Here is a 20,861-nt window from a genome sequence, read left to right as displayed (position 1 = left end):
AGGTGTTAGCTGTGGCCAAGCAGTTTGCGCAGCGTCTCGGCTTCACTTTCCGTCACGGATCCGATGAACCGGGCCAGCACGGCCTCGCGGTCCGGAGCGGATCCCAGCACTTCGTGCATGAGTTCGGCGGTGTGGTCTTCGCGGCTGGACACAGCCTGATAGCGGTGCGGCCGGGTGCCGCGTTCGCGTTCCACGAGGCCCTTCTTTTCAAGACGCGAGAGGACCGTCAGTACGGTGGTGACCGCCAGGTCCTTGCCCTCGTGGCCTGCTGCTCCGCCATGCGCTGCCGTGCTCTGCGCAAGCAGGTCCCGCAGCGTGTTGGCCGTGGCTGCTTCGTGGCCCGCCCAGAGCAGGTCCATCACTGCGCGTTCGAGTTCCCCAAGACTTGCCATCTGTACATCCTTTTGACAACGCACTGCCGGGGCCGGTTGCCCGGCCCGTGCCGTGATTCCGATACTGCAACTTCAAATCTATCGCGTTTGGCCGTTCGTTTCTACATGAGGTAGAACGTTCGGCGCGTCGCGGGTGATTGCGTTCCTCCCATGTGCATGCAACCGTGTTTACAGTGTTCGCCCTCTGTTCTACACTCTGTAGAAGTTGAAGTTCTACAGACTGTAGAAAACAACGCTGGAGAGCTAGACCCAATCGTAAGTAGGGACCGCCTTGGACGCCTTGGAAATCGCACGCTGGCAATTCGGAATCACCACCGTCTACCACTTCATGATGGTGCCGCTGACAATCGGGCTAGGCCTGGTGGTCGCAGTAATGCAGACGGTCTGGCACCGCACCGGGAATCCAGCCTATCTGCGCATGACCAAGTTCTGGGGAAAGCTCTTCCTCATCAACTTCATCATGGGCGTGGCCACGGGCATCGTTCAGGAGTTCCAGTTCGGCATGGCCTGGAGCGAGTACAGCCGGTTCGTGGGCGACGTCTTCGGCGCCCCGCTGGCCCTCGAGGCACTCCTCGCCTTCTTCGTCGAGTCAACCTTTTTGGGCCTGTGGATCTTCGGCTGGAAGCAGCTCAAGCAGGGCGTTCACCTCGCGTGCCTCTGGATCGCCGTGGTGGGCTCGTTTTTCTCCGCGTACTTCATCATCGTGGCCAACAGCTGGATGCAGCACCCCGTCGGCGTCACGATGATTGACGGCCGCCCAGTGATGACCGACGCCTGGGCCGTGTTCACCAACAACACCGCCCTGGTAGCCGTGCCGCACACGCTCTTCGGAGCCCTTGCCGTGGCCGGCGGATTCCTGCTGGGCATCGCCTGGTACCACCTCTGGCGCCGGCGCCGCGACGGCATCGACACCGTCGGGGCTGACGGCAAGATCATTGCCGGGGAGGCCGGGATTCCGGGCCGCGACCGCACCGACTACTCAGTGTGGATTAAGTCGCTGCGGATCGGCGCCGTCGTCGCCATGATCTCCTTCGCCGGAACCGCACTCACCGGCGACCTGCAGGGCAAGCTGATGTTCGAACAGCAGCCCATGAAAATGGCCGCCGCCGAGGCCGCATGTCACGACGGAACGGGCTTCTCCGTCCTGAGCGTGGGCAATGTGGGCTCCCGCAACTGCGATGACATCGTGGCGCTGATCGAGGTCCCGGGAATCCTCTCCTACCTCGCCAAGGGCGACTTCACCACCGAGGTCAAGGGCGTCAACAGCCTGCTCGACCAGTACAAGGCCGACTACGGCACGCACCTTCCTGACAACCCCATCTACGGCGACCGCGCCGGCCAGGAGATCGAGTACGTGCCGGTCATGGAGGTCACCTACTGGGGCTTCCGCGCCATGATCGGATTCGGCGGCCTGGCTGCCCTCGCCGCCCTGGTGGCACTCTGGCTGACCCGCAAGGGGACCGTTCCCGAGTCGCGCTGGCTGATGCGGCTGGCCGTGTTCGGCATCCTGGCCCCCTTTGGTGCCAACGCCGCGGGCTGGATCTTCACGGAAATGGGCCGCCAGCCCTTCGTGGTGGCCCCCAACCCCGACCTCAACGGCATCGACCAGGTGTTTATGTTCACCGCCGCGGCCGTTTCGCCAGGGGTTTCCGCCGGCGAAATCCTGACGTCCCTCATAGTCCTCACCCTGATCTACGCGGTGCTGCTCGTGGTGGAGGTGAAGCTCCTGGTGAAGTACGTCCGGGGCGGCGTCGCCTCGGCGATGCCCGAACTGGTCCACGCGCCGGTGGACGAGAACGAGGACGCCACACCCCGCGACGGCGGACCGGACAAGCCCGGAGCCTCCGACGACGTCCTGGCCTTCGCCTACTAAGACCCGAGCCTATTAAGACCGAGGATACAAAGCATGGAACTGCTGCCAACCATCTGGTTCATTGCCATCGCCGTCCTGTGGACGGGCTACCTCTTCCTGGAGGGATTCGACCTGGGCGTAGGGATGCTGATGAAGATCTTTGCCCGCAACAACACCGAACGCCGCGTGCTCCTCAACACCATCGGGCCGGTCTGGGACGGAAATGAAGTCTGGCTCCTCACCGCCGCCGGTGCCACCTTCGCGGCCTTTCCGTTCTGGTACGCCTCCCTGTTCTCCGCCCTGTACCTGCCCCTGCTGCTGGTCCTGGTGTCCCTGATCTTCCGCGCGGTGGCGTTCGAGTATCGCGGCAAGGTGGACACCGACCGCTGGCGGAACACCTGGGACTGGGCAATCGCCGTCGGGTCCTTCCTGGCCGCCTTCGGTGTGGGTGCCGCGCTGGGTCTGACCACCACCGGACTCCCGCTGGACGCCAACGGCGACCGCAACGGCGGGCCGTTCGCCTGGTTCAGCTGGTACGCAGTGCTGGGAGGCCTGGCCGTGGTTGGCTTTGCACTGCTGCACGCCCTGGCCTTCCTGGCACTGAAGACCGACGGCGACGTCCGGCACCGCGCGCGGCAGTGGTTTGTGCGGCTGCTTCCCGTCCTGCTCCTCCCGATGGCGGGCTGGGCCATCGGCGTCCAGGTCCTCAGCGGGAAAGCCTGGACGCTGTTTGTCCTCGCGGTGGCCGTGGTTGCCGCGGCTGTGGCCTGGGCCCAGGCCCGGAAGGGAAACGAAGGCCGGGCCTTCCTGGCAACAGGTGTGTTCCTCCTGGGCGGCTCCGCCTCCATCTTCGGGGCTGTGTTCCCGGTGGTCCTGCCGTCCACCATCGACCCCGCGTTCAACCTCACCATCGCCAACGCCTCGTCCTCGGACTACACCCTCGGTCTGATGAGCATCGTGGCGTGCGTCGGGCTGCCGCTGGTGATCGCATACCAGGCGTGGACGTACTGGGTGTTCCGCCGCCGCGTCAGCGCCGCGCACATCCCGGAGGCGCACAGCTTCCTGCCCGCGGTGGCCGCCAAAGCACTCATCAGGAAAGACTGACCCGCAGTGAAACCCCAGTTCCCGTCCGGACCCTCCACCCGCCGCGCCCTCTACGGACTGGGCCTGCTGGCTGCTCTCAAGGCGTTGTCCCTGGTGCTCATGGGGCAGGCCGTCGCGTCCGCGCTGGCCGGCCTCATGGCGCAGGACGCCGCGTGGGCTGACCAGCTGGGCTGGGGCGCGGCCGGCGTGGTGCTGCGGTCGGTGACGGTCTGGGCTCAGGGCGTCGCCGCAAGGCGCACCGCGCTGGGTGTCAAGGAGGAACTGCGCGCACAGCTTTTGGAGACGGCACTGCGCAACGGCGTCCGGTCCGCAGGCCCTTCCGACGGCGGCCTGGCGGTACTCGCGACGCGCGGCCTGGACGCTCTCGACAGCTACTACACGCAGTACCTCCCGGCGCTGGTGAACTGTGCGGCCATACCGCTGCTGCTCGGCACCCGGATCCTTTTCGCCGACTGGGTCAGCGCGGTGGTGATCGTACTGACGGTGCCACTGGTCCCCGTGTTCATGGTGCTGATAGGCCGCTACACGGAGGACAAGGTGCGGGATGCCCAGGCCGCCCTGTCCCGGCTGTCCGGGCACATGCTCGAACTCGCCAAGGGTCTGCCGGTGCTGGTGGGACTGGGCCGCGCCGCCGCCCAGCGCCGCGCCCTGGAGGACATCTCCGAAGATTACCGGTCGCGGACCATGGGGACCCTGCGCACAGCGTTCCTCTCCGCCCTAGCCCTGGAACTGATCGCCACGATCTCCGTTGCCGTGGTGGCGGTGTTCATCGGCGTCCGGCTCGTCCACGGCGACATGGCCCTGGAGGCCGGGCTGCTTGCGCTCATCCTCGCACCCGACTGCTACCTCCCGCTCCGTGAGCTGGGGACCGCACACCACGCGAGCGACGACGGCCGGGCCGCCCTTGCCGAAACTGCGTCGGTGCTGGAGGCGCCCGAGCCCCGGCGGCTCGTGCCCGGTCCGGCCTCGCCGGGGCCGGGCGGTGTGGAGGCCGCCTATGTGGCGGGCCCGGGCAGCCTGACAGTCCGGGACCTCACGGTCAGCTATCCGGGAAGGCAGGGTCCCGCCGTCGGGCCCCTCAGCTTTACGGCGCCGGCCGGATTGGTCACTGCGCTGGACGGCCCCAGTGGGGCGGGCAAGAGCACGGTGCTGGCCGTTCTCGCGGGCACGGTCGGAACCGGGGGCGGTACCGCTGTCTCCGGAACTGTTGAAGGATTCGCGGCGGGGGATGTGGCCTGGGTGCCGCAGCACCCGGTGATGGTGGCGGACACCGTGCGCGCGGAAGTCCTGCTGTACCTGACGGCCGGGACCGTTACGGCCGGCACCGCAGTAACCGATGCGGCTGCCGCCGACGAAGCACAGGCCGGGGGAGTGATCCGCTGCCTGGCGGCCGTCGGTGCGAACCACCTGGCGGACAAGCATCCAGCCGAACTGAGCCCTGGCGAGCTGCGCCGCGTAGCCCTGGCCCGCGGCCTGGCCCGCATCGAGGCGGGCGCCACGGTGTTGCTTCTGGATGAGCCGACGGCCCACCTCGACCGGGATTCAGCCAACCGTGTCCACGACGCAATCCGTTCGCTGCGCGGCCGGGCCACCGTCGTTCTGGTGGCCCATGACCGCCAGACGAGGGAACTCGCAGACCACATCGTGCCGCTGTCCGGCCGAGAAGCCGCGGCACCTGCTGCGCCCGCTGTCGAAATTACGGCCGCTGCCCATGCATCGGCCAGCGCGGCCGCAGCCTCCTCCGTGGAGGCCGGAACTACGACGCCCGGCGTCCCCGCGACCGTTGCACAACCCGGCTCCGGTGGCGTGGCCGGCATGCTTGCCCGGCTGCTCGCGCCCGTCCGCGGACGGTTTGCTGCCTCCGGGTTCGTCGGCGCCCTGGCCGCCCTCTTCGCCGTCGCGCTTTCGGGGCTGTCCGGCTGGCTCATCCTGCGCGCCAGTGAGCAGCCGCCCATCATGTACCTCCTGACGGCCATCGTCGGCGTCCGGTTCTTCGGCATCGGCCGCGCCGTTCTGCGTTACTGCGAGCGGCTCCTCATGCACGAAGCCGTGTTTGCCTCCCTGACAAAGCTGCGCGGCGGACTCTGGGCGTCCCTCAGCCAGCGGGCACTGTCCCTGCGCCGGCTGCTGCAGGGCGGCAACGTGCTGGGCGCCGTCATCGAGGACGTCGACACCGTCCGGGACCTGCTCCCGCGGGTGGTGCTGCCGCCGGTTACCGCTGTGGCGGTGGCCGCAGCTGCTGCCGGTACGGTGGGCTGGGTGCTTCCCGCAGCCCTGCCGGCAGCGCTCGCCGCCGCCCTGGTAAGCCTGGTGGCCGCCCCGGCCGCGGCACTGCTCGCCGACCGGATGTCGGCCCAGGCCGAACAGCGGCTGCGCTCCGGGGTCCTGCGGCGGGTGGCCGCGGCACTCGATGCGAGGGCTGAACTGCACGCGAACGGAGCGAAGCGGCCGGTTCTGGACGGCATCCGTGCACTGGACCGGGACGCTACCGGCGCCGCACGGCGTTCGGCCTGGGCTGAAGGCCTGGGCCAGGCACTGACCGTGGCAGCGTGCGGCGCGGGCGCCCTCTACAGCGCCGTGCTGGCGGCTCCCCAGGTGCTGGCCGGTTCCCTTCCGGCGACCACCGTCGGCGTCGTCGTCCTTCTGCAGCTGGCGCTCGCCGAACCCTTTGGGGCCATGACGACGGCGGTGCGGCAGTTCCCCGCGTTGCGTGCGGTCCTGCGCCGCATCGGTGAGTCGGGCGTCCTGCAGCCGGTAGAACCCGGCGCTAACGGCAAGGACGGCGCTGATGGCAACAACACCGGGCAGCCTTCCCGGCGGCCCGGCTCCCGGGAATTCGGGCAGCCGGGCATTGAACTGGACGAATTGTCGGCCGCGTGGCCCGGGGGCGGGGCGGTCTTCAGTGGCCTGTCCGCCGTGGCTGAGCCCGGCCGCTGGCTGGCGGTGACCGGCCCGTCCGGCGCCGGCAAGTCCACGCTGCTGGCAGTGATGCTGGGCTTCCTGCCGGCCCAGGAGGGGCGCATGGCAGTAACGGGCACCGCGGCGTGGTGCCCGCAGGAGGCGCACCTCTTCGACTCCACGGTCCGCGGGAACCTGCTGCTCGGCAGCCCGCGGCACGAACCCGGCGAGGGGACTGCGGCGGAGACGGAACGGGCGATGCGGGAAGCGCTGGCTTCGGTGGGCCTGGCGCCTCTGCTGGCCCGGCTGGAAGACGGCTTGGATACCCGCATCGGCCCAGGCGGAGCCTTTCTGAGCGGTGGTGAGCGGCAACGGTTGGCAGTCGCCCGCACGCTCATGACCCAGGCCGATGTGATCCTCCTGGACGAGCCAACGGCACACCTCGACGCCGAATCCGGCCGGGCGCTCATGGCGGACCTTCGTGCAGGCCTGGCCTCGCGCACCGTGGTGCTGGTGACTCACAACCCGGCGGACATCAGCCCCGATGATTCCCGCCTGGAGCTGCAGGCGGATCGCGGCCTTCCCGCTTCCGGGGCGATGGCGTCAAGCCGGTCCGTTTGACCTTGCGATTGCAACTGCTTCCTCGATTCCAGCGGTCCAGGGCTCGCCGTGTCCCGGCAGCACAAGGGATGCGCCGGTCTGCGCGAGCTGGCTGAGGGTTTCCAAGTTCTGGGCGCTGTTGGCGGTGGCAGCCCCGGCCACGATGCGCGGACCTTTCCGCCCTGTGTAGGGGTCGAGGGTCACCAGGGCGTCACCGCTGAAGAGGACGTCGCGCTCCCGCAGGAACAGGCCGCAGTGCCCGCTGGTGTGGCCGGGGGAGAAAATCACCTCAGGGGCACCCGGAACGGGAAGGGTACCGTTGCCGGGCATAGTGGTCAGGTTCTCGACACCGTGCACACGCAAGGCGCCCGCCTTGACCATGCTGAAAAGGACGGGGATGCCCGCTGGGTGCGTGAGCGAAAAGACAAAACGCGATTTCTCGTGCTTGTACTGGTAGGGATGTCGTGCAATGTACGAATCCCCTGCGTGCACCCACACCGGAACCTGATACTCGGCATGAAGGCGGCTGGCCAGTCCGAGGTGGTCGAAGTGGGCGTGGGTCAGCACCAGCGCCTTGATGTCGCCGAGGGCATGGCCCGTGGACTGCACTGAGCTCCGGAGGGTGTCCCACATGGCCGGCAAACCCGAGTCCACCACCGTGAGTCCGTCCTCGCCCTCAATGAGGTAAAAGTTGACGAATGCCTCCGAGATGCGGTGCACGCCGGCCGCCACGGTTGTCAGTGCCATTCTGAATTCCTCCTTAGCCCACCAGCGCCTGCTTCTGGCGGCCGTTGACCACCGACGTAGCTCCGCAGTTCGAGCAGGTGATGCGGTAGGAGCGCGACGTCGTGAAAACCGGGATGAAGAACAGCGTGAACTTCGTGGCGCGCTCCTCCAGGTGATGGTGGGCAAACACGCCGCAGTACCGGCAGGACGCCGACCGGCCGGGGAGCAGCTTCTGGACTGTCTTGAACCCGAAGAGTAGAAGCATGCTGTGCCTTTCAGGGAACACTAGGGTAATTGGCCAAGCTTGGATGGCACCAGCCTAAGGCTTCCCACGCCGCGGCGTCAGGAGCGCCAGGCAGCGTCAGGAAATATGGCGCGCCCTCTTCCCGGCGGCTAGCCTGTTCCCATGACGCACAGGGACGCCTCTGACCTGACCGCGGACCGCCCAGCTGAACTGCCCGCCGTCGACTTTCCGGGACTGCACTGGCGCAGCGCCGGCCCCGCGGATCTGGACGCGTGGGCTGCGCTGGTCGCCCGGACCGCGGCCGTCGAGCAACCGGTGTGGTTTGAAAGGCGGGCGGACCTGGAACAGATCATGGAGTCCAAAAACAACCCGGTGGGGCCGAACACTGTACTTGGCCTGGACTCCGACGGCGTCCTCCGGGCCTACGCCCGTCTCACCAAGAACAAGGACGGGGCCAAAGCGCACGGATTCTGTGCCGTTGACCCGCAGTGGCAGCGCCGCGGCGTGGGCTCAGCCCTCCTGTCCTGGCTGGAGGCCCGGACAAGGCAGCGGTTCCGGGAAGATGCCGTTGCGGTCCAGGGCAGTGCAGGGCCGGGCGGTGCGGAATCAGGCGTTGCCGAACCGGACAATGCCGTGCCGGTGCCACGGCTCCGGGTTTTCATCGAACAGAAACAGCAGCACCAATGCGTCCTCCTGCAGGAGTCCGGGTATGAGGTGGTCCGCTACTACAACGAAATGCACCGCCTGCTGTCGGCTCCGCTGCCCGAGGCACCCCTGGACCACGGGCTGGAACTGGTGCCCATGGAGCCCGGGCTGAGTGAAGCCCTGCGTTTGGCGCACAACCAGGTCTTTGCCGACCACTGGGGCAGCGAACCACGGGACGAGGAGTCATGGGGCTTCGTGGTCAACGACCCCCTGGCCCGGCCCGACCTCAGCGCCGTCGTGCTGGAGAGCCTCACGGGTGAGATCGCCGGCTACCAGCTGGCCAGCTACGACCCGGACAACACGGTGGCGCGCGGGTTCAGCGAGGGCTACACGGACCTGCTCGGTGTCCGCCGGGAGTTCCGGGGGCGCGGCATCGCCCAGGCGCTTCTGGCCGACGCCATGCGGCGCTTTGCCGCCGCAGGGCTGGACAAGGCGTCGCTGGACGTTGACTCCGAGAACCCCACCGGGGCCATGGCGCTGTACCGCAAGATGGGCTACGTCCCGGTCAATACGAGCCTCGCGTGGGACAAGGTCCTTTAAATTGTAAGGACCTGGGTCAGCCGTCCACGTCCGCCAGGTGATGGACGACGTCGTGCAGGAAATACTGCGCGAGCGTCAGGACGGTGAACTCCGACCCGTTGCTGCGCAGCCCCGTCCGGCCCCATTGCGACTCCTGCACCCTGGCGAAGGAAGCCGCCACCTGCTGGCCCTCCGTGGTGAGTTCGGCGCTCACCACGGCCGGGTCTGCATTCGCGTAGTCGCCGTCTACGGCCGTCTGGTCCTGGTCCCAGTTCTCAAACTTGGCGTTGTCCTCGGTGAGCATCAGGTTGAGGCGGCGGTCGAAGAGGTTGAACACATCCCTGACGTGGCAGGCGTACTCCAGTGCGGACCAGGTGCTGCTGTCCGGGCGCTCGCTGGCTGCCGGCCGCCGGAGCACGGACCGCCAGCGCGGCAGCATGTTTTCGACGCTGCCGGGAACTGTTGACGGCGTGACGGTGGACGCGTCGAAGCCGCACTGGCTGCAGGGGCGGGACAGGACCCAGGTCCAGTCCTTTTCATCCGGGACGATAGGCATGGCAGTAGTCTAGGCGGATTCCGGCCAGGCCATGCTCGGACCGATCACATCCACCGCCTGCGAGAGCGGGATGCCCGAACCGTCGCGCCGGCCGTGCTCCTGGGGCAGCGAGCGGGCTACTCCTGCCGAAGACGACGCCTTTGCCGGGCCGTGGCCGGCCCACGCCAGCAGAAGCGTGTCCTCACCCTTCAGGAACCGGTGCGCCCGGACCCCGGCGGTGGCCCGGCCCTTGGCCGGGTATTCGTCAAAGGCCGTCACCTTGGCAGCCCCGGGGGCGGTGCCCGGCAGGGCACCTTCAGTGCCGGAAATGGTGACGACGACGGCGGCCTCGTCGCCGGGCGCGACCGCACCGAAGAACACCACCTGGTCGCCGGCGGCAAGCTTGATGCCCGCCATGCCCCCTGCCGTCCTGCCCTGCGGGCGGACGACCGCGGCGCTGAACCGCAGCAGCTGTGCCTGCCGCGTCAGGAACACGAGGTCGTCGTCGTCGGACCCTGCCAGCGCAACACCCACCACGGTGTCCTTGTCCTTCAGCGTGATCACTTCCCAGTCCTCGCGGTTCAGGGGGTAATCCGGCTGCACCCGCTTCACGACGCCCTGCGCCGTGCCGATAGCCAGCACAACATCAAGCGGGGCGAACGCCACGAGGGTCTCACCCTTCAGCAGGGTAATGAAGTCCTTGGCCGGAACACCGCCGGCGAGGTTTGGCAGGCCGGAAACCGGCGGCAGGACGGGCATGTCCATCACCTGGATCCGCAGCATGCGCCCCTGGGACGTGATTGCAGCGATCTCGCCCCGGGCGGAGGTCTTGACCACCGAGCGGAAAACATCGTGCTTGGAGCGCGGTCCGGTCTCGGCCAGGCTGTCCTGGTTGGCGGTCCGGGCAATCTGCCCGGAGGCCGTGAGGATCGCCCAGCACGGGTCGTCCGCGATCTCGAGGGCCAGGGGAGCGGGCTTGCCCTTGGCCCCTGCCTTTCCCTCGACGGCGGCGGCGCTGGCCACAGTCGGGGACACGGCCTCGGATTCGAGGAGCACCGTCCGCCGCGGCGTTCCGTACTTCTCCGCGATCTCCGCGAGTTCACCGGACACCAGTTCCCGCAGCAACTGATCGGATTCTAGGATGGCCTCCAGTTCCGCGATCTCCTTGCGAAGCTGGTCCTGTTCCTTCTCCAGCTCGATCCTGCTGTACTTGGTCAGCTGGCGTAGGCGGAGCTCGAGGATGTAGTTCGCCTGGATCTCGGAAAGGTCGTAGATGGACATCAGCCGTTCACGCGCCGCGGAGGCCTCGTCCGAGGACCGGATGATCTGGATGACCTCGTCAATGTCCACGATGGCGATGAGGAGGCCCTCCACCAGGTGGAGGCGGTCCTTTTTCTTGCCGAGCCGGAACACCGTGCGGCGCCGCACCACCGAGATGCGGTGGTCCACGTATACGGTGAGCAGCTGGAGCAGTCCCAGCGTCTGTGGCTGCCCGTCCACCAGGGTGACGTTGTTGATGCCGAAGGAATCCTCCATCGGCGAGTAGCGGTACAGCTGCTGGAGCACGGCGTTGGGGTTGAAACCGTTCTTCAGCTCGATGACCAGCCGCAGGCCGTGCTTGCGGTCGGTCAGGTCCACGACGTCGCTGATGCCCGCCAGCTTTTTGCCGTTGACCGCGTCCTTGATCTTCTCGATCACCTTTTCCGGGCCCACCATGTACGGCAGTTCGGTGACCACGAGGCCGGTCCGGCGGGCCGAGAGCTGCTCCACCTCCACCTTGGCACGGGTCTTGAAGGAGCCGCGGCCCGTGGCGTAGGCGTCCCGGATTCCGTCCAGGCCCACGATGCGGCCGCCGGTGGGCAGGTCGGGGCCCGGGACGAAGCGCATGATGTCTTCCAGCGTGGCGTCCGGGTTGGCAATGAGGTGCCGGGCGGCGGAGATGACTTCCACCAGGTTGTGCGGCGCCATGTTCGTGGCCATGCCGACGGCGATGCCGGTGGTGCCGTTCACCAGCAGGTTGGGGAACGCTGCGGGCAGGACTTCCGGCTGGGTGAGCTGGTTGTCGTAGTTGGGGACGAAGTCCACCACGTCCTCGTCGAGGTGGTCCGTCATGGTGAGCGCTGCCGCCGCAAGGCGGGCCTCGGTGTACCGCGGTGCCGCGGGGCCGTCGTCGAGCGAGCCGAAGTTCCCATGGCCGTCGATCAGGGGAAGCCGGAGCGAGAAGTCCTGGGCCATGCGAACCATGGCGTCGTAGATGGCGGTGTCGCCGTGCGGGTGGAGCTTGCCCATGACCTCACCCACCACGCGGGCGCTTTTGACGTGGCCCCGGTCCGGACGGAGGCCCATGTCGCTCATCATGTAGAGGATGCGGCGCTGGACGGGCTTCAGGCCGTCCCTGGCATCGGGCAGGGCCCGGGAGTAGATGACCGAGTACGCGTACTCCAGGAAGGAGCCTTCCATCTCGGAAGTCACGTCGATATCAACGATGTTTTCGGTGTAGTCCTGGACTGTTTCCCCTGCGGGGGTGCGTGTTTGGCGGCGTGCCATGGGGCTGGTGGATCCTTTTTGGGGTGCACTTCGGGAGGTTTAGCTAGGCTAAGCCTATGGTGGATCAGCCCGGGGACGGCGAATATCCGGAATATTGGGAGGCCGATGTCGTTCTGAGGGACGGCGGCACAGCGCATTTGCGCCCCATCCATCCCACCGACGCGGATGCCGTGCAAACCTTCCATACGCGGCAATCGCAGAACTCCATCTACATGCGCTTCTTCGCCTTCAAGGAGCGGCTCTCCACCCGGGAGCTCAAGCGTTTCACCGAGGTGGATTACCGGGACCGGGTGGCCTTCGTGATCACCATCGGCGGGGACATCATCGGCATCGGCCGTTACGACCGGCTGGACGACCCCGCGGAGGCCGAGGTGGCCTTCAACATCGCCGACGCGCACCAGGGCCGCGGCATCGGCTCGATCCTGCTGGAACACCTCGCGGCGGCGGCCCGCGAAAACGGGATCCGCCGGTTCAGCGCCGAGGTCCTGCCCGAGAACCGCAAGATGCTCATGGTCTTCTCCGACGCCGGGTACGACGTCAAACGCCATTTCGACGACGGCGTGGTGAGCCTGGAGTTCGACATCGACCCCACGGACAAATCACGCGCCGTGATGGAAGCCCGGGAACACCGTGCAGAGGCGAGGAGCGTCCGGGACCTGCTGGCGCCGTCGTCGGTGGCCGTGATTGGTGCCAGCCGGCGGTGGGGGACCGTGGGATACCAGCTCCTGGAACACATCATCGAAGGCGGCTTTACCGGCCCCGTCTACGCCATCAACCCCGAAGCCTTTGAGCTTGCCGGCATGCTGTCCTTCGGCAAGCTTTCCGATGTGCCCGGTCCGGTGCAGCTGGCGATCGTCGCGGTGCCCTACGAGGAAGTCCCCAAGGTGGTGGATGAGTGCGCGGCCGCCGGCGTGAAGGGGGTCCTGGTGGCCTCCGCGGGTTTCACCGAGGACGGGGAGCGGGGCCTTGCCCGCCAGCGTGAGCTGGTGCGGCAGGCGCGGGCCAACGGGATGCGGGTCATCGGGCCGGCCTCGCTCGGCATCGTGAACACCAACTCCGCGGTGTCGCTGAACGCCTCCATGGCGCCCAGCCTGGCCCACGGTGGCGGCCTGGGGCTGTTCAGCCAGTCCGCAGCGATCGGGGTGGCGCTATATGCTGCGTCCAGCCGGCGCCGCGCGGGCATCTCCACCTTCCTGTCGGCCGGAAACCGGGCCGATGTGTCCGGGAACGACATGATGCAGTTCTGGGAGGACGACGCCGACACCACCGCCGTGGGCCTGTACCTGGAGTCGATCGGCAACCCGCGCAAATTCTCCCGCATCGCCCGGCGGCTCGCACGGACCAAGCCCGTGATCGTGGCCAAGTCCACCTCCATGGGGCTGCAGCTGCCGCCCGGCCATGCCGTGCGCACTACCCAGGCTCCCGCCGATGCGCTGGACTCGATGATGCGCCAGTCCGGCGTGATCCGGGTGGAGACCATCGAACAGCTCATGGACGTGGCGCAGATCGTGTCCGCCCAGCCGCTCCCCAGGGGAGCCGGGGTCGCGGTGTTCAGCAACTCCGGGGCGCTGGGGAAAGTAGTGGCGGACAGCGCCGAGTCCAACGGCCTGGGCGTCGAGGAGCTCGTGACGGAGCTGGATCTGGACGCCGGCATGTCCCGTGCCCTGCCCGCCCTGCGTGAGCGGCTCCGCGAGGTGCTGGCCAAGGAGGCGGTCCACGCCGCAGTCGTTGCCTTCCTTCCGGCCCGCGGCCTGACCGTGGAGAAGATTGCCGGGGCGCTCGCAGAAGCCTCCGCCGAGGCCGGAAAGCCGGTGGTGGCGGCATTCACCGGCATCCTCGATCCGTCGGTGTACGTGGAAGGCATGGTGGGGGATCGCTCCGGCGCGGCACAGGTGCCGTGCTACTCGAATCCGGGGGCGGCGGTGGCCGCCCTGTCCGCCGTGGTGCGGTACGCCGAATGGTCGGAACGGGACCAGGGCCTCTTTGTGGATCCTGACGGGTGCGATCCTGACGCCGCGCACGCCGACCTCGAAAACCTGCTGGCCGATGTCCGAGGAGAGCAGCTCAAGAAACTCAGTCCCGGCGACGCGGCCCGCCTGCTGGCGCATTACGGGATCATGGTCATGCCCTCGGAAGGCTTCGAAACGGACGATGAGGCCGTGGAGGCGGCCGGCAGGCTGGGCTGGCCGGTGGCACTGAAGACCACCGATCCGGCGCTACGCCACCGGCTGGACCTGGGTGGGGTGCGGCTGGATATCCAGGATGCGGACTCCCTCCGGCTGAACATCCTCCAGATGCGCCGGGCGCTGGAGCCCTATGGTTCGGCGTCGCTGGAGGTCCAGACCATGGTTCCGGTGGGCCAGGCCTGCACCCTCCGCGCCATTGAGGATCCGCTGTTGGGGCCTGTGGTGTCCTTCGGGCTGGCTGGCGACGCCGTGAACCTGCTGGACGACTGGGCGCACCGGGCCCCGCCGCTGTCTGCCGGGGACCTGCATGACCTGGTCCGCAGCCCGCGCGCGTCCCGGAAGCTGTTCGGTTACCAGGGCCTGCCCGCCGTGGACGTTTCAGCCCTGGAGGACGTGACGGCCAGGTTGGCACGGCTCAAGGACGCGCACCCGGAGATAGCCGTCGTCGAGTTCAACCCGGTCCTGTCCACGCCGCAGGGGGCGTTCATCCTTGCCGCCGACGTGCGGATAGGCAACCCTGCGCAGCGCACCGATAGCGCGCGGCGGGCGATGCGCAGCTAGCTGCCTGGTTAGCATGTGCCACACCGATCTGTGAAAATGGGGAAATGAGCTCCCAGCCTCCCACCTCGAAGCCTCAAGCGCCCGACCACAGCCCGCAGGCTTTCCACCACAGCTCACACAACCACAGCGTGCAGGGCCAGAGCCTTGACGGCGCCCTGCAGCAGGCCGGCTTTTACCCGCTGCTGGTGGCCGACGTGGTTGATGACGCCCTGGACGGCCGGGACTGCCTTGCACACCTGGTCCACCTTGAGACGCATTTTGACCGTGCCGAGGTCCGCCGGCACATCACCGTCCTGGTCCTCACCGAGGACATGCTGGTGATCACCCACGTGGACGACCAGCAGCTCGACGAGGCGGGCGAACAGATCGTTGCGCAAATTTCCACGGAATCCGTCCCGGTGTCGCAGATCCGTTCGGTGGTCCTGAGCTACATGTATGCCCAGCCGCAGAATTACAAGCCTTCCGACCCCGTCCGCGAGGTCACCCTGTCCATCGCCTGGTCCGGCGGCCAGCGCCTGGACGTGGGTCCGGCGAGCTGCGGCGACCCGCAGTGCGAGGCCGACCACGGCTACAGCGGCACCATCGCGCAGGAGGACATCGTCCTGCGCATCAGCGCCGAGGCGGACGGCCTGCAGGCGGTCCAGGATGCCAAGCTATTTGCCCGTGCCCTTCGCGCGGTGAACACCGGATCCCCCACCCCGGTCCGGCATGCGCCGTCCGCCACCCACCCGCGTCCCCGAATGGGCGTTTTTGCCAACCGGCTCAGCCGCGGGCATAAGCGCTGAGATGCGGGGACAGGACAACCATTCCTCAGACTCTGCGACACAAACCACGGAATCCGGGCCTGCAGTAAGCGGGTTGCCGACGGCCCCGGCCTACGGCCGCCGCTCCGTGGCCGAGGTGCTGGGCAGCGCGGCAGCCAGCCTCGGGGTACCGGGCTTCGAGAACGCGCTGGGCCTCCCGCAGGCCAAGCGCGTGTGCGTGGTCCTGGCCGACGGGCTGGGACGCAGCCTGCTCAAGCAGAAGACCGCGCACACCCCCTTCCTCCGGAGCGTCCTGCAGCAGGGCCAGGGTGCCGTGCCCGTCTGGCTGGATGCCGCCTTTCCTTCCACCACCGCAGCCTCCCTCGCCAGCCTGGGCACGGGACTTGCTCCCGGCCAGCACGGACTGGTGGGATATGACGTCCTGGATCCGGACCAGGACAAGGTGGTCAACATGCTCGGCAACTGGGATGCCGCCGTGGACCCGCAGCAGTGGCAGCCGTTCCCCACCGTCTTCGAACGCGCCTCCGAACACGTTGCCGTCACTACCGTCAGCCTGCCGCAGTTCGGCGGCTCGCCCATGACCCAGGCTGCGCTGCGCGGCGGCACCTTCGTCTCCGGCACCACCTCCCACGCCCGCACCGCGGCGGCAGCCGAAGCAATGGCCGATGGGGACTCCGCCCTCATGTACTTCTACGTGAACGACCTGGACAAGGCCGGCCACCGGTATGGCGCGCAGTCGCCGCAGTGGGAGCACCAGCTCGAGGAACTGGATGCCACCGTCAAGCGGCTGGATGCGACCCTCCCGGCCGGAACCACAGTGATGGTCACGGCGGATCACGGCATGCTGGACGTCGCGGAGTCACAGCGCCTGGACTACGCCGCCGATCCCGCCCTCGTGGACGGTGTCCGGCACACCGCCGGTGAACCGCGCATGGTGCACCTGTACCTGGAGGACGACGCCGGCGATGCGGCACGGGACCGTCTCCTGGCGGCCTGGCGTGCCCGCTTCGGCGACAGGATCTGGGCCTTCACGAGGGAGGAAGCCGTGGCTGCAGGGCTCTTTGGAACGGTCCGGCCCGAGGTCACGGGACGGCTGGGCGATGTGATGGTGGCAGCCCGGGACGCGCTGGCGTTCTACGACACGCGCCGGGTGCGTCCGACGGCCATGGAAGTAGTGGGCCAGCATGGGTCCCTGACCAAGGCCGAGCGCGAAGTCCCGCTGCTCAGTTTCCAGGCTTCCGGCAAGGCAGCCCCAGCCAGGACATCGTCCGGCAAGGCAGGCAGCCGCCAGGGATCCCGTGGCTGAGCTCGTCTTTTTCTCCGGAACCATGGACTCCGGCAAGTCCACCCTTGCGCTGCAGATGGACTACAACCACCGGGCCCGCGGCCGGGGCGGGGTTCGGTTCAGCCGCAACGACCGCGCCGGCGACTCCAAAATCTCCAGCCGCCTGGGGCTGCAGACCGAGGCCGTGGAAGTCGTCGATTCCACCGACTTCTGGGACGAAGTGGTGCTCCGACGCACCCGGGGGATCCGCGTGGACTACCTCATCTGCGACGAGGCACAGTTCTATTCAGCGGCCCAGGTGGAGCAGTTGGCACGCGTGGTGGACGAGATCGAGGTGGACGTCTTTGCCTTCGGCATCACCGCGGACTTCCGGACCCGCCTGTTCCCGGGTTCGCAGCGCCTGATTGAACTCGCGGACCGGGTGCAGGTCCTCCAGGTTGAAGCGTTGTGCTGGTGCGGCCGGCGCGCCACCCATAACGCCAGGACGGTCGACGGCGTGATGGTCACCGAAGGTGCGCAGGTGGTGGTGGGCGACGTGGACATGGGCGTTGGCGTTGATCCGGCGGCCGTTGATGCTGCAGCCGGCGATCCCGGCAGTGATACTGGCTGTGCGCCAGTGGTGGGCTACGAAACGCTGTGCCGGAGGCACTTCATGCGCCGCGTCACCGCTCATGGCGCCAGCATCATTGCCCAGCAGGACCAGCTGCTCCCGTTCGAGGTGGACGCCTGCCTGTGGCGTGGTGCTGGTAGCTAGTGGCTACTAACTAGTCGCCGCGGGTGCCAAAGACGATTTCGTCCCAGCTGGGAACACTGGAGCGCTTAGGCCGGGACGGCTGGCGTTCCGGTTCGTCCCGGTCCTGATCGGCGCGGGACGCTCCCTGGCCTGGCTGCGGCCGTGCCCCATCCATGCGGCTCCCCTCCATGCGGCGCCGTGGATTGCCGCGGCCCAGGAGTTCATCCAGTCCCGGGTTGGCAGGCGCCGGACGGCCGGTCACCGGTCCGGTGGCCTGCGCCGCCGGTGAAGTGGGCTCGTCAGGCTTGGCCGGACTGTGCTTTTCGGCTGCTGGGTGACCCGGGACGATGGTGATTTCGCGGGTGTGGGTGCTGACGCCGTCGTGCAGCTTCAGCGACTCGTCCTCGATTTCCTCATGCCGGGGCACCAGGTTAAGGCGGGAGACCATCGAGGGCCGGCCGTCACGGCGTCGCGCCTGCGTGAATTCGGCCCCCGGAGCCTCGGTGGCACTATCGTCGTCGTTCTCCTCGGGTTCCGACTCCGGATCCCCTTCTGCACCATCCTGCTGCACAGAACTGTCGGGATCCACCGAATCATCTGACCGCCAGGAACCATCGGCCGGCGACTCAGCCTCTGTGCCTGCGGGTGCTTCCTCGGCCCGCGGGTGGGCGGCCGGGACACCGTTTGCGAGCAGCAGCGCCAGGGCGTCGTCGCTGTCCTCATCCACACCAAGCCGCTGGCCGCGCCGCGAACGCAGCATGTCCAGCAGGCCGTCCGGGTCTTTCTGCTGCTCGGTGCCGGTTCCGGCGCCGGAACCAATGCCGGTGCGCGCTGCGGCTTCCGCGTCGGTCTCGAAGTCGAAGGGCCTGTCGGACACCGCGGACAGCCGGCGCGCCGGCACAGGTCCGTCCAGGGGCTCCAGTTCGCTGAGCTGCTGGGCCCAGCGGTTCGCGTTCTGCAGGGATTTGCGGGTGGGGTTGAACGTCCACATGGCGGGGGGTTCTTCGCCGATGCTCGCGTGGCCGCCGGGGGCAGTTTCAAACTTGGCCACCACGGTCCAGGTGCCGTCCGGCCGGCGCCATGAATCCCACTCCAAAGTGGCGGACTGGATGCCGTGGGCGGTGAGCCGGTGGGCCACCATGTCACTGAGGGTGGCGGGGTTGTCGCCGAAAGCCGAACGGTAGACGTCGTGCCCGGGGGCGGGGGAAGCGACCTCCACCTTCTGGGCCTGCTGGGCGATATACGCGCGTTCGGCCAGGACTGGACCTTCGTACCGCTCGACCTTGTCCAGCGGCATGCCGCAGGCGGCGGCAACCTCGGCTGCCGTGGAGCCGCTGCGGATTTTCGCCTGGATGTCGCGGGGGGACAAGGCCACGGGGGCAACCGCGGACGGTCGCGCAGAGGGCCGGCTGGCAGCCAGTCTAAGCGCCTCATTGATCGGCAGCCGGAACATCGCGCCGGCGGTGCCGCTTAACAGGAGATGCTCCCCGTCGTCGTGCACGCCTACAAGCCGTAGATCCTGCATACAATCCTCCACCCTGGCATTACTATCATTCGAAACTCTGCCACCCCGCACTGTCTTTTCCCGTTAGGGCAGAGGGCGCGCCGCGAAATTCCGGGAGTTTTGGACGGCTGTGGGAAGCCCTGGGAGGCGTTGGTTCCAGGGATCGCTTTTCCGCAAGGCAGAGAGGACAATGTGCGCGTGACCGCTGATTACGATGCGCCGCGGAAGTCCGAAGAGGACCTCAGCGAGGACTCGATTGAGGAGCTGAAGACCCGCCGTGTCGAGAAACCGACGGCGGTGGTGGAGGAAGACGAGTCCGACCTCGCCGAAGGCTACGAGCTTCCCGGAGCCGACCTGTCCGGCGAGGAGCTGACGGTCCGCGTAATGCCCGCGCAAGCCGACGAATTCACTTGTGCCTCATGCTTCCTGGTCCGGCACCGCTCCCAGATCGCCCGCCAAAAGAGCGGGTTATTTTACTGTCGCGACTGTGAAGGCTAGACGCGATTGTGAGGGCTGGGCGCCTGCTTACTTCCCGTTGATGGCGGCCGCGAGCTCCTCCGGGCGGCGGGTGGACGTCAGCCAGTACGGCGTGGGGTCCGACGGGTCGGTGATCTCGATCCTGACCACCGGGTCGATCCACCCCCGGATGCACATGTAGGCGAGGCCGTTCAGGCGCGTGCCGCGCTCCGCCGTCGCCTCTTTGCCGCGGTGCGCCGCAGCCCCGCCGATCAGGCTGCGTTCGATGCTGGCCCGGCCCACCTGAACGGTGCGCGTGGTCACAGACACCGACGGCGTGGACAGGACCAGCAGAACGGCTTCGATGGCGAACAGAACAGCAGCTGCCGTGAAGCCGGCCACCATACTGATGGGAGCGAAGACCAGAATGCCGGCCGATGCGATGCCCAGGGCGACAACCCAAATCCAGGCGCCGGGCCACAGCTTCTCGGTGAAAAGTACGGTTTCGTCCGGTGAAGACGGGTTGCGGGAAGGGACGGCGGCGCTTGATTCGGGCATGCCCCCCAGCTTAGTGGCCAGTAGTGCGGACCATCTGCAGTAGGAGGAGTCAGAGCGCGGGCGATAGAGTGTGGGACTGTGACTGACGAATCAACGGCCATGACATCCCTCGCAGAGCAGACTCCAGTGCAGCAGGCCCCCGCGGCTGCAGCTGCGCAGCCCAGGGCGGAATTCGGAGCACCCACGGTGCAGGTGCAGCTGAAAATGCTCGACGACGGCCTGGAAGCGCCGTCCTACGCCCACCCGGGTGACGCCGGGGCGGATCTGCGGGCCCGCGAGGACGTGCTGCTCGAACCGGGCGAGCGGCGCCTCGTCCCCACCGGTGTATCCATCGCACTGCCGGATGGCTTTGTAGCCCTCATCCACCCCCGCTCGGGTCTCGCCACCAAGCACGGCCTTACCGTCGTTAATGCACCGGGGACTGTCGACGCCGGGTACCGCGGAGAGATCGCGGTGACGCTGCTCAACACCGACCGGGACCAAGCCATAGAACTGCGCCGCGGCGATAGAATTGCACAGATGGTGATCCAGCGCGTGGAGCACGCGCAGTTCGTCGCCGTGGGGGAGCTGAACGACTCTGTCCGCGGTGCCGGCGGGTTCGGCTCCACGGGCGGGTTTGCCGTTCCGGGCACGTAGCGGCGCAACACCGGCTTAGCTGCACACCCGCGATTCGGGGCGCGCGACACGATCAC

Annotated in this window: 17 protein-coding genes; 10 read left to right on the top strand and 7 right to left on the bottom strand. The window is 67.7% G+C overall.

Annotated elements, in window-relative coordinates; all coding sequences use genetic code 11:
* Positions 1 to 5: 5 nt before the first annotated feature.
* Entirely contained in the window at positions 6 to 392 is a 387-nt protein-coding gene (locus G9E11_RS04935; RefSeq protein WP_190603345.1) for a BlaI/MecI/CopY family transcriptional regulator, read from the bottom strand.
* Between the two features lie 271 nt (positions 393 to 663).
* On the opposite strand from G9E11_RS04935, the gene G9E11_RS04930 reads away from it, so the two are divergent.
* The 3 genes from G9E11_RS04930 to cydD are packed head-to-tail and all read left to right on the top strand — an operon-like array spanning position 664 to position 6,867.
* A complete protein-coding gene (locus G9E11_RS04930; protein ID WP_190603343.1) occupies positions 664 to 2,265 on the top strand; it encodes a cytochrome ubiquinol oxidase subunit I in 1,602 nt (533 codons plus the stop codon).
* A 33-nt stretch (positions 2,266 to 2,298) separates the two neighbouring features.
* Entirely contained in the window at positions 2,299 to 3,348 is a 1,050-nt protein-coding gene (gene cydB / locus G9E11_RS04925) for a cytochrome d ubiquinol oxidase subunit II (RefSeq protein ID WP_190603341.1), read from the top strand.
* A 6-nt stretch (positions 3,349 to 3,354) separates the two neighbouring features.
* Entirely contained in the window at positions 3,355 to 6,867 is a 3,513-nt protein-coding gene (gene cydD / locus G9E11_RS04920) for a thiol reductant ABC exporter subunit CydD (protein ID WP_190603339.1), read from the top strand.
* Here cydD and G9E11_RS04915 read toward each other — a convergent pair.
* Complete coding sequence (locus tag G9E11_RS04915; protein WP_190603337.1) at positions 6,850 to 7,593, bottom strand: MBL fold metallo-hydrolase; 744 nt, start codon at positions 7,591 to 7,593, stop codon at positions 6,850 to 6,852. The two genes, cydD and G9E11_RS04915, sit on opposite strands and share 18 nt — an antisense overlap.
* A gap of 13 nt (positions 7,594 to 7,606) precedes the next feature.
* Positions 7,607 to 7,837 (bottom strand): zinc-ribbon domain-containing protein, encoded by a 231-nt coding sequence (locus tag G9E11_RS04910; RefSeq protein ID WP_190603336.1) that lies wholly within the window; start codon positions 7,835 to 7,837, stop codon positions 7,607 to 7,609.
* Positions 7,838 to 7,978: 141 nt separating this feature from the next.
* Here G9E11_RS04910 and G9E11_RS04905 point away from each other — a divergent pair, with 141 nt between their 5' ends.
* On the top strand, positions 7,979 to 9,061 hold the full coding sequence (locus tag G9E11_RS04905; RefSeq protein ID WP_190603334.1) for a GNAT family N-acetyltransferase: 1,083 nt from the start codon (positions 7,979 to 7,981) through the stop codon (positions 9,059 to 9,061).
* Between the two features lie 16 nt (positions 9,062 to 9,077).
* On the opposite strand, the gene G9E11_RS04900 is transcribed toward G9E11_RS04905, so the two are convergent.
* Together G9E11_RS04900 and G9E11_RS04895 are read right to left on the bottom strand one after the other, a co-directional pair.
* The gene (locus G9E11_RS04900; RefSeq protein WP_190603332.1) at positions 9,078 to 9,596 is read right to left on the bottom strand and encodes a DinB family protein; all 519 of its coding nucleotides are present in this window, start codon (positions 9,594 to 9,596) and stop codon (positions 9,078 to 9,080) included.
* Positions 9,597 to 9,605: 9 nt separating this feature from the next.
* Complete coding sequence (locus G9E11_RS04895; RefSeq protein ID WP_190603330.1) at positions 9,606 to 12,122, bottom strand: DNA gyrase/topoisomerase IV subunit A; 2,517 nt, start codon at positions 12,120 to 12,122, stop codon at positions 9,606 to 9,608.
* A 56-nt stretch (positions 12,123 to 12,178) separates the two neighbouring features.
* On the opposite strand from G9E11_RS04895, the gene G9E11_RS04890 reads away from it, so the two are divergent.
* Genes G9E11_RS04890 through G9E11_RS04875 form a run of 4 tightly spaced genes read left to right on the top strand, consistent with a single transcriptional unit; the run spans position 12,179 to position 17,672 of the window.
* Positions 12,179 to 14,869 (top strand): bifunctional acetate--CoA ligase family protein/GNAT family N-acetyltransferase, encoded by a 2,691-nt coding sequence (locus G9E11_RS04890; protein WP_190603328.1) that lies wholly within the window; start codon positions 12,179 to 12,181, stop codon positions 14,867 to 14,869.
* A 44-nt stretch (positions 14,870 to 14,913) separates the two neighbouring features.
* Positions 14,914 to 15,654 (top strand): DUF5998 family protein, encoded by a 741-nt coding sequence (locus tag G9E11_RS04885; protein WP_190603327.1) that lies wholly within the window; start codon positions 14,914 to 14,916, stop codon positions 15,652 to 15,654.
* 1 nt (position 15,655) lies between these two features.
* Positions 15,656 to 16,939, top strand: coding sequence for an alkaline phosphatase family protein (locus G9E11_RS04880; protein WP_246468676.1), 1,284 nt, complete (start codon positions 15,656 to 15,658; stop codon positions 16,937 to 16,939).
* Positions 16,932 to 17,672, top strand: a complete 741-nt coding sequence (locus G9E11_RS04875; protein ID WP_190603324.1) for a thymidine kinase — start codon at positions 16,932 to 16,934, stop codon at positions 17,670 to 17,672. Before G9E11_RS04880 ends, G9E11_RS04875 begins: the two co-directional genes overlap by 8 nt.
* 10 nt (positions 17,673 to 17,682) lie before the next feature.
* On the opposite strand, the gene sepH is transcribed toward G9E11_RS04875, so the two are convergent.
* Positions 17,683 to 19,176 carry a septation protein SepH gene (sepH, locus tag G9E11_RS04870; RefSeq protein WP_190603322.1) on the bottom strand — a complete coding sequence of 498 codons (1,494 nt, stop codon included), beginning with the start codon at positions 19,174 to 19,176 and terminating at the stop codon, positions 17,683 to 17,685.
* Between the two features lie 177 nt (positions 19,177 to 19,353).
* Between sepH and G9E11_RS04865 the strand changes: the two genes are divergently transcribed.
* Positions 19,354 to 19,653, top strand: coding sequence for a DUF4193 domain-containing protein (locus G9E11_RS04865; RefSeq protein ID WP_190603320.1), 300 nt, complete (start codon positions 19,354 to 19,356; stop codon positions 19,651 to 19,653).
* 27 nt (positions 19,654 to 19,680) lie between these two features.
* Here the strand turns inward: G9E11_RS04865 and G9E11_RS04860 are convergent, their stop codons facing one another.
* A complete protein-coding gene (locus G9E11_RS04860; protein ID WP_190603318.1) occupies positions 19,681 to 20,169 on the bottom strand; it encodes a DUF3093 domain-containing protein in 489 nt (162 codons plus the stop codon).
* Positions 20,170 to 20,247: 78 nt separating this feature from the next.
* Between G9E11_RS04860 and dut the strand changes: the two genes are divergently transcribed.
* Positions 20,248 to 20,805: a dUTP diphosphatase gene (gene dut / locus G9E11_RS04855; protein ID WP_190603316.1), complete on the top strand. Its 558-nt coding sequence runs from the start codon at positions 20,248 to 20,250 to the stop codon at positions 20,803 to 20,805.
* The last annotated feature ends 56 nt before the right edge of the window (positions 20,806 to 20,861 follow it).

The sequence above is a fragment of the Arthrobacter ipis genome (assembly GCF_014694315.1).
In the GTDB taxonomy this organism is placed as follows: domain Bacteria; phylum Actinomycetota; class Actinomycetes; order Actinomycetales; family Micrococcaceae; genus Arthrobacter; species Arthrobacter ipis.
This window is presented reverse-complemented; position numbering and strand designations above follow the sequence as displayed.

Coding starts and splice junctions, on each gene's coding strand:
- G9E11_RS04860 (WP_190603318.1), bottom strand. CDS start 20,169: ATGCCCGAATCAAGCGCCGCCGTCCCTTCCCGCAACCCGTCTTCACCG.
- cydB (WP_190603341.1), top strand. CDS start 2,299: ATGGAACTGCTGCCAACCATCTGGTTCATTGCCATCGCCGTCCTGTGG.
- G9E11_RS04910 (WP_190603336.1), bottom strand. CDS start 7,837: ATGCTTCTACTCTTCGGGTTCAAGACAGTCCAGAAGCTGCTCCCCGGC.
- G9E11_RS04890 (WP_190603328.1), top strand. CDS start 12,179: ATGGTGGATCAGCCCGGGGACGGCGAATATCCGGAATATTGGGAGGCC.
- G9E11_RS04915 (WP_190603337.1), bottom strand. CDS start 7,593: ATGGCACTGACAACCGTGGCGGCCGGCGTGCACCGCATCTCGGAGGCA.
- G9E11_RS04935 (WP_190603345.1), bottom strand. CDS start 392: ATGGCAAGTCTTGGGGAACTCGAACGCGCAGTGATGGACCTGCTCTGG.
- G9E11_RS04905 (WP_190603334.1), top strand. CDS start 7,979: ATGACGCACAGGGACGCCTCTGACCTGACCGCGGACCGCCCAGCTGAA.
- G9E11_RS04895 (WP_190603330.1), bottom strand. CDS start 12,122: ATGGCACGCCGCCAAACACGCACCCCCGCAGGGGAAACAGTCCAGGAC.
- G9E11_RS04880 (WP_246468676.1), top strand. CDS start 15,656: ATGCGGGGACAGGACAACCATTCCTCAGACTCTGCGACACAAACCACG.
- sepH (WP_190603322.1), bottom strand. CDS start 19,176: ATGCAGGATCTACGGCTTGTAGGCGTGCACGACGACGGGGAGCATCTC.
- G9E11_RS04885 (WP_190603327.1), top strand. CDS start 14,914: ATGAGCTCCCAGCCTCCCACCTCGAAGCCTCAAGCGCCCGACCACAGC.
- G9E11_RS04900 (WP_190603332.1), bottom strand. CDS start 9,596: ATGCCTATCGTCCCGGATGAAAAGGACTGGACCTGGGTCCTGTCCCGC.